Genomic DNA, 6,707 nt, shown 5'->3' with positions numbered 1-6,707 from the left:
AAACGCAGCGCGAGCGGCTGCAGGCCATGAACCTGAGTCCTGCCCAGGCGCGCCAGCTGCTGGAAACGCTGCGGGCGCAGGAGCAGCAGTACCTGCAGCAGCGCCCGCGCCCGGCGGCGCAGAAGCCCGACCCGAACCGGCCGACATGGTAGGTGGTTGTTGGGTTGATTAAATTAATCAAACCGCCTGCTGAGCGCAGCCGAAGCATCTCTGCTGTTACGCTACAAGCAATTAGTAGCGCGGTAGAGATACTTCGGCTGCGCTCAGCACGACAGTTACATACTAGGTTCTTTTTTTCTCACTTTTCCGTACCGCCGCCCGGGGCGGGTAAATCCGTACTTTTGCGGCCAGATTTCAACCTCCCACCCCCAACCCTTTCAGTTTCCTGATTATGCAGATTAAAGAAGTTGTCATCATCTCGGCCGTGCGCACGCCGATTGGCTCATTCGGCGGGGCGCTGGCCTCACTATCGGCTACCGAGTTGGGCGGCATTGCCCTGAAAGGTGCGCTCGACAAGGCCGGCGTGGCCGGCGAGGAAGTGAACCAGGTGATTATGGGCAACGTGATTTCGGCCAACCTGGGCCAGGCTCCCGCCCGCCAGGCCGCCAAGAAGGCCGGCCTGCCGAACACCGTGGAGTGCACAACCGTGAACAAAGTGTGTGCCTCGGGCTCGAAAGCCATTATGATGGCCGCCCAGAGCATCATGCTGGGGCAGTCGGACGTAGTGCTGGCCGGCGGCATGGAGAGCATGAGCAACGTGCCCTACTACCTCGACAAAGCCCGCTTCGGCGCCAAGTACGGCCACGGCCAGATGATTGACGGCCTCGTGCGCGACGGCCTCTGGGACCCCTACAACGACTACGCCATGGGCAACGCGGCCGAAAACACGGCCAAGGAAATGGGCATCACCCGCGAGCAGCAGGACGCTTTCGCCATCGAGAGCTACACCCGCAGCGCTGCCGCCGCTAAAGCCGGCAAGAAGAAGGACGAAATTGTGCCCGTGAGCATTGAGGTGCGCGGCAAAACCACGGTGGTGGAAGATGACGAGGAATACACCAAGGTAGACTTCGCCAAGTTGCCCGGCCTGCGCCCCGCCTTCACGAAGGACGGTACCGTGACGGCCGCCAACGCCTCGACCCTGAACGACGGCGCCGCCGCCGTGCTGCTGGTGAGCCGCGAGAAGGCCGACGCGCTGGGCCTCACGCCCATCGGCCGCATCCTGGGCTTCGCCGATGCCGAGCAGGCGCCGGAGTGGTTCACGACTTCGCCCTCGCTGGCCATTCCGAAGGCGCTGAAAAACGCCGGCAAAACGGCCGCCGACGTGGATTTTTACGAAATCAACGAGGCTTTCTCGGTGGTGAGCCTGGCCAACAACCAGCTGCTGAACCTGGACGGCGACAAGGTGAACAAGTACGGCGGGGCCGTGAGCCTGGGCCACCCGCTGGGCGCCTCGGGCGCGCGCATCGTGACCACGCTGATGAGCGTGCTGAAAAACGAAGGCGGCAAAATTGGTGTCACCGGCATCTGCAACGGCGGCGGCGGGGCCAGCGCCATTGTGGTGGAAGCCCTGTAAGCACCCCAGAACGTCATGCTGAGCTTGCTGAAGCATCTCTACTGCGCAAGTAATTTGTTTACTCTGGCGGTAGAAATGCTTCGACTTCGCTCAGCATGACGTTTCTATTAAATTTGAACGAGCCCCGCCGAATAAAATCGGCGGGGCTTTTTTTGGCCCGAATTTTAGAAGCAAGCCCCTCTCTGCACGGAAATAGCAATTCCTGCGTTCTTTCGCCTATGAAATACTTAATGCCTTTGTTGCTGCTGCTCACGCTGGCGATGCCCTCGCACGGGCAGCGGCTGAAAAGACTCATTACCTATTACGACTCGCTGAAGGAGCACAAGCACGAAGTGTATTCGGCCCTGGTGGCGGCCGATACTGTGCCCCAGGGCTCGTACAAGCGGTTTTACCGCAACGGCAAGCTGGAGCAGCAAACCAGCTTCCGGCAGGGCAAGCGCGACTCGGCCTACGTGGAGTTTCATCCCAGCGGCACGCGGCGGCTGGAAGCGACTTACGTGGACGGCGTGCGGCAAGGGCCCTTCAAAACCTATTACGATGACGGCAAAGTGGCCCAGGCCGGTTTCTTCGTGGATGATGAGCCGAATGGTGAGCTGACCTATTTCCACCCCGATGGCTCCATTCGTCTGAAGACCACGCTGGTGAAGGGCCAGCCCAACGGGGCTCTGAAGGCCGTGTATCCCGACGGCAAAACTCAGGCCGAGGTGAACTACGAGAACGGCCAGCCCAATGGCGCGGTGAAATTCTACTACCCCAACGGCGTGGTGCAGAGCGAGGGCACCTTCACAAAGGGGCTGCTATCGGGGCCGTACGTGACGCGCTACCCAAACGGACAGGTGGAGGTGGAAGTGTTGGCCGACAAGAACGGCCGCGGCCGCTACCGCAGTTACTACCAGAGCGGTAAGCTCCAGACCGAGAGCACCTACGCGCCCGCCCCGCTGGTGCAGCGCCCGGTGAAAAACCAGCTCGGTGACGACCTGACCAAGCGTGTGTTGCCCACCACCGGCACCACCAGCCTCGACGGGCCAGCTACGAGCTACTTCGAGAGTGGCCAGGTGAAAAGCAAGCTCACCTACCGCAACGGCATCCCGACGGGCAAGGGCGTGGAATACTTCGTGAGCGGCAACCCGCACGAGGAAACTGATTACAGCAACGGCGGCAAAGACCGTAAAATCATCCGCTACCAGGATGTGGCCGGCAAGGTAGTGCAGGCCGAAGAGCAGTATAAAAACAACCGGCCCGCCGGCAATTGGCGCGAGTTTTACCCCGACGGCAAGGCCGTGCGCAAAACCGAAACCTACGGCCCTAGTGGCCGGCTGGTGGGCGACCGCATTACCTATTTCGAGAACGGCCAGGTGCAAACCCGCCAGCCTTACCTTAATGGCTTTCTGGGCGGCGTGGGACAGGAATATTTCCCCTCCGGTAAGCTGCGTAAGGAAACCACCTACGTGCGCAGCCAGATTCAGGGCCCCTTCAAGGAATACCGCGAGGATGGCACCGTGGCCGTGAGCGGCCAGTACCGCAACAGCCGTCAGAGCGGCGTGTGGACCTACTACCAGCCCGACGGTACTACCGTGGACCGCACCGTGACCTACCGCAACGGCCAGTTGGTAACCGACCCGGTGCGCCAGCCCAAAGCCAAACCCCGTGCCCCGCTGAAGCGGAAGTAGCGGGAGAAACGCGCAGTAGAGCCCCAGTGGGGCGACCTGCCAGTAGCAAGCTGCTATCCGCAAATATCCAAGCCCCATCAGGACGGCACTTTCCAGCTGAGTGTCGCCCCGATGGGGCTTTGTCATTTCATTTTGGCACAGCCGTTACCGATATGTCGCCCCGCCGGGACTATTTTTTGGCCACGCAGGCAACCGCGAAAAGCAACCCTGCATCTGACGTTTCGAACCCCGAGCCAGTGAAACAGCTGGTGGCATCTACCGACTGAAAAATATTTTCATCGGTTAACAACTGAATTTCAACTGGTAACAATTTCAAAAGCTTCGCTTAACATAAATTTATTTCACCAGTACCTTGCGTTACAAAGTACCTGTTCTACATTTGTTCCATCCAACGCCTAGTAGCTGCCGAAAGCTTGTACCAAAGACGGCCCGCTAGCTGGCGCGAATCTTCACTCACCGGGGTTTCGGGCCCCGGACTCCTCCCTCCCCAGCGGAACCGCGGCCGCTGCCGGACCTGAGCCGCCCCTCGCCCGACCTCATCTTTTTTGCTGCACCATGAAAACCTTGCTCCCTTCCTTCACTCCTTCTTTAGCTCGCCTGCTGGGCGTGGCCGCCGTCATCACCTTGTCGCTGGGCACTGCTTCGGCCCAGACTGCCGGCCGCGGTAGCGTAAGCGGCCACTTGGTAGAAGCCGGCACGAAAACGCCCGTGCCCTTCTCGGACGTGCTGTTGCTGCGCGCCGCCGACTCCACGTTTGTGGCCGTGGCCCAGACCACCGAGCAGGGCGGCTTTAAGGCCCTGAACCTGCCCTACGGCACCTACCTACTGCGGGTACAAGACCTGAACTACAAAGTGTTGCGCCGCCGTTTCAGCCTCACGGCCAGCGCGCCCGCTATCGAGTTTCCTTCTTTTGAGATGAGCGCCGCGGCCGCGACCAAGCTGAGCGAGGTGGTGGTGACGGGCCAGAAGGCGGCCGTGGTGGAAGACCTGGGCAAGCGCGTCATTAACGTGGAAAAAGACCTCGCCAGCGTGGGCGGCACGGCGGCCAACGTGCTGCAAAACGTGCCCTCGGTGAGCGTGGACGTGAACGGTACGGTGAGTATGCGCGGCACCTCGAACGTGACCATCCTCATTGATGGCAAGCCGGCCGGCGTGAGCAACGGCGGCAACGGCGGCGGCCAGCGCCTCGACCAGATTCCGGCCTCGCGCATCGCCCAGGTGGAGGTGATTACCAACCCCTCGGCCAAGTACGACGCGGCCGGCGGCGGCGGGGTCATCAACCTCATTACCAAGAAAGAAACCCGCCCCGGCACCAACGGCACGGCCGCCATCAACTTGGGTACCAACGACAAGTACAGCGGTAACATCAACCTGAGCCGCAAAGTAGGCAAGGCCACCTGGAGCGGCGGCTACGACGGCCGCGACGTGACCTACGGCAGCCGTGGCCACTCGGAGCAAACCGCCCGATTGGGTGCCGAAACCATCCGCACCACCCAGGTAGCCAACGGCAGCGAAGGCCACCGCAACCACTCGCTGCGACTGGGCGTGGACCTGGAGCTGCCCAAAAACCAAACGCTGGGCCTGAACGCCAACGTGGGCACCGAGCGCAACCTAGAAAGCGAAAGCCAGGTGCTGACCCAGCAAAACAACAACGACCCCGAGCAGCGCGCCCGCGGCCAGCAGGACCTCGACGTGAAAGTGAAGGTGTACAACTACGGCGGCAACTACCGCCGCACCTGGGACGCCCATAAGGGCCGCGAGCTAAGCGCCAACTTTGGCGGCGTGCTGATTGACGCCACGGTGCCGGTGGTGCAGCGCCAGTACGCCGAGGTGGGCACCATTGCCCAGCCCGGCACCCGGCAGCAGCTCGACGTGCTGGCCAACATCCAGTTCGGGCAGGTGGACTACACCCACCCGCTGGCCGACGGCAAGGGCCGCCTCGAAATGGGCGCCAAGCTCGAGCACCAAGGCAATACCGGCAGCAACCGCTTCGGCTTCGCCACCAACGAAAACCGCCCCAACGACTTCGCCGAAGACCCCACCCGCTCGCTCGACTATTCCTTCAACCAGCTGGTGCCGGCCGCTTACCTCACGGCCCAGCACAGCCTCGGCAGCAAGTGGAACGCCCAGGCCGGCCTGCGCTCGGAATACACCCACCTGAACGGCAGCATTGCGGGCGGCGCAGGCATTGCCCAGCGCGGCAGCCTGCAGCAGGACTACCTCAGCTTCTTCCCTTCGGCCTCGCTTAGCCGCGATTTCGGCAAGGAGCCCGGCCAGAACCGCCTGCAGCTGAGCTACGCCCGCCGCCTCAACCGCCCCAACTTTATGCAGCAGATGCCGCTGGCCATTTACCAGGACCCGCGCAGCTACCGCCTCGGCAACGCCCGCCTGCAGGCCGAATTCAGCAACAACATTGAGCTGGGCCACCAGCTGACCGTGGGCCAGGCCACCATCACGAGCACCGTGTTTGCCCGCATCACCACCAACAGCATCCAGCGCCTGCGCTTCGTGGATACCACCGCCACCCGCCTGGCCGGCAACTCGGGCCTGGTAATGGGCGAAACCTACGACAACCTGGGCACCACCACCAACCTCGGAGCTGAATTCAGCCTGAACCAGCCGCTGGCCAAGTGGTGGCGCCTGAACGCCAGCACCAGCCTCTACCGCGCCCAGATTGCCGGCAACGGCATCGGCAACAACCGCACGGCCCTGGTAGGTACCGCCCGCCTGGCCAACAACTTCACCCTGCGCCCCACGCTGGATGTGCAGCTGAGCGGCAACGTGCGCTCGGCCTCGCTCACGGCCCAGGGCCGGCAGCTGGCTTGGGGGCAGGTGGATTTGGCCCTGCGCCAGCGCCTGTTTTCGGACCGCGCCGCCCTCACCCTGCGCGTGTCCGACCTCTTCAATATGAACGCCTACCGCACCGAAATCGCCACCGCCGACCTCACCAGCACCCGCTACAGCAAAGACGAAACCCGCGTGGGCTGGCTGGGCTTCACCTGGTACATCGGGGCCAGCAAGGCCAAGCCGGGCCGCATCGAGAGCGCACCGCAGGGCGGCGGCGGCTTCGGCGGCTGAGTTAGCTGAAATCACAAGTCGCCTGACGGCTTTTCTCACCTCTCCTTCTGCAAATAGTCCCGCCGCCAATTCGTTCGGCGGCGGGATTTTTCGCTTCGGGCTGTAATGCCCGGCGCAGTGGCGCGATTCATCGACCGCAAGTGCTGCGCTCTGCAAGTGGGGCCGCCACCGTAGTTTCGGCCCGCCGAGCTTAGAATTTGCTCATCCCGACTACTTTTTCTGCAACTCTTTTTTCACACTTTCTGACTTCTATGTCAAAACAACTTTCCCTGGCCGCCGCGCTCCTGCTGGCTGCCGGCACCGTCTCGGCCCAATCGGGCAAAATCAAGGTGAAGGTGAAGCCCGGCCGCGCTGAGGTTGCCGCCCCGGCGCCCGCCCCGGCCGCC

The 6,707-nt window shown here is 62.4% G+C and carries 3 protein-coding genes; all 3 read left to right on the top strand.

Annotated elements, in window-relative coordinates; translation table 11 throughout:
• Positions 1–391: 391 nt before the first annotated feature.
• The 3 genes from ACYVDE_RS11615 to ACYVDE_RS11605 all read left to right on the top strand — a co-directional run bounded on the left by ACYVDE_RS11615 (position 392) and on the right by ACYVDE_RS11605 (position 6,321).
• A complete protein-coding gene (locus tag ACYVDE_RS11615) occupies positions 392–1,573 on the top strand; it encodes an acetyl-CoA C-acyltransferase (protein ID WP_460501713.1) in 1,182 nt (393 codons plus the stop codon).
• 218 nt (positions 1,574–1,791) lie between these two features.
• Entirely contained in the window at positions 1,792–3,243 is a 1,452-nt protein-coding gene (locus ACYVDE_RS11610; protein ID WP_460501712.1) for a toxin-antitoxin system YwqK family antitoxin, read from the top strand.
• 555 nt (positions 3,244–3,798) lie between these two features.
• Positions 3,799–6,321, top strand: a complete 2,523-nt coding sequence (locus tag ACYVDE_RS11605; protein WP_460501711.1) for a TonB-dependent receptor — start codon at positions 3,799–3,801, stop codon at positions 6,319–6,321.
• Positions 6,322–6,707 lie beyond the last annotated feature (386 nt).

The sequence above is a fragment of the Hymenobacter agri genome, assembly GCF_054778495.1.
Note: the sequence above shows the minus strand (reverse complement) of the source record. Positions and strands in the feature narration are given on the sequence as shown.

Excerpts from the sequence above, each read along its gene's own strand:
- ACYVDE_RS11610 (WP_460501712.1), top strand. The coding sequence starts at position 1,792 with ATGAAATACTTAATGCCTTTGTTGCTGCTGCTCACGCTGGCGATGCCC.
- ACYVDE_RS11615 (WP_460501713.1), top strand. The coding sequence starts at position 392 with ATGCAGATTAAAGAAGTTGTCATCATCTCGGCCGTGCGCACGCCGATT.
- ACYVDE_RS11605 (WP_460501711.1), top strand. The coding sequence starts at position 3,799 with ATGAAAACCTTGCTCCCTTCCTTCACTCCTTCTTTAGCTCGCCTGCTG.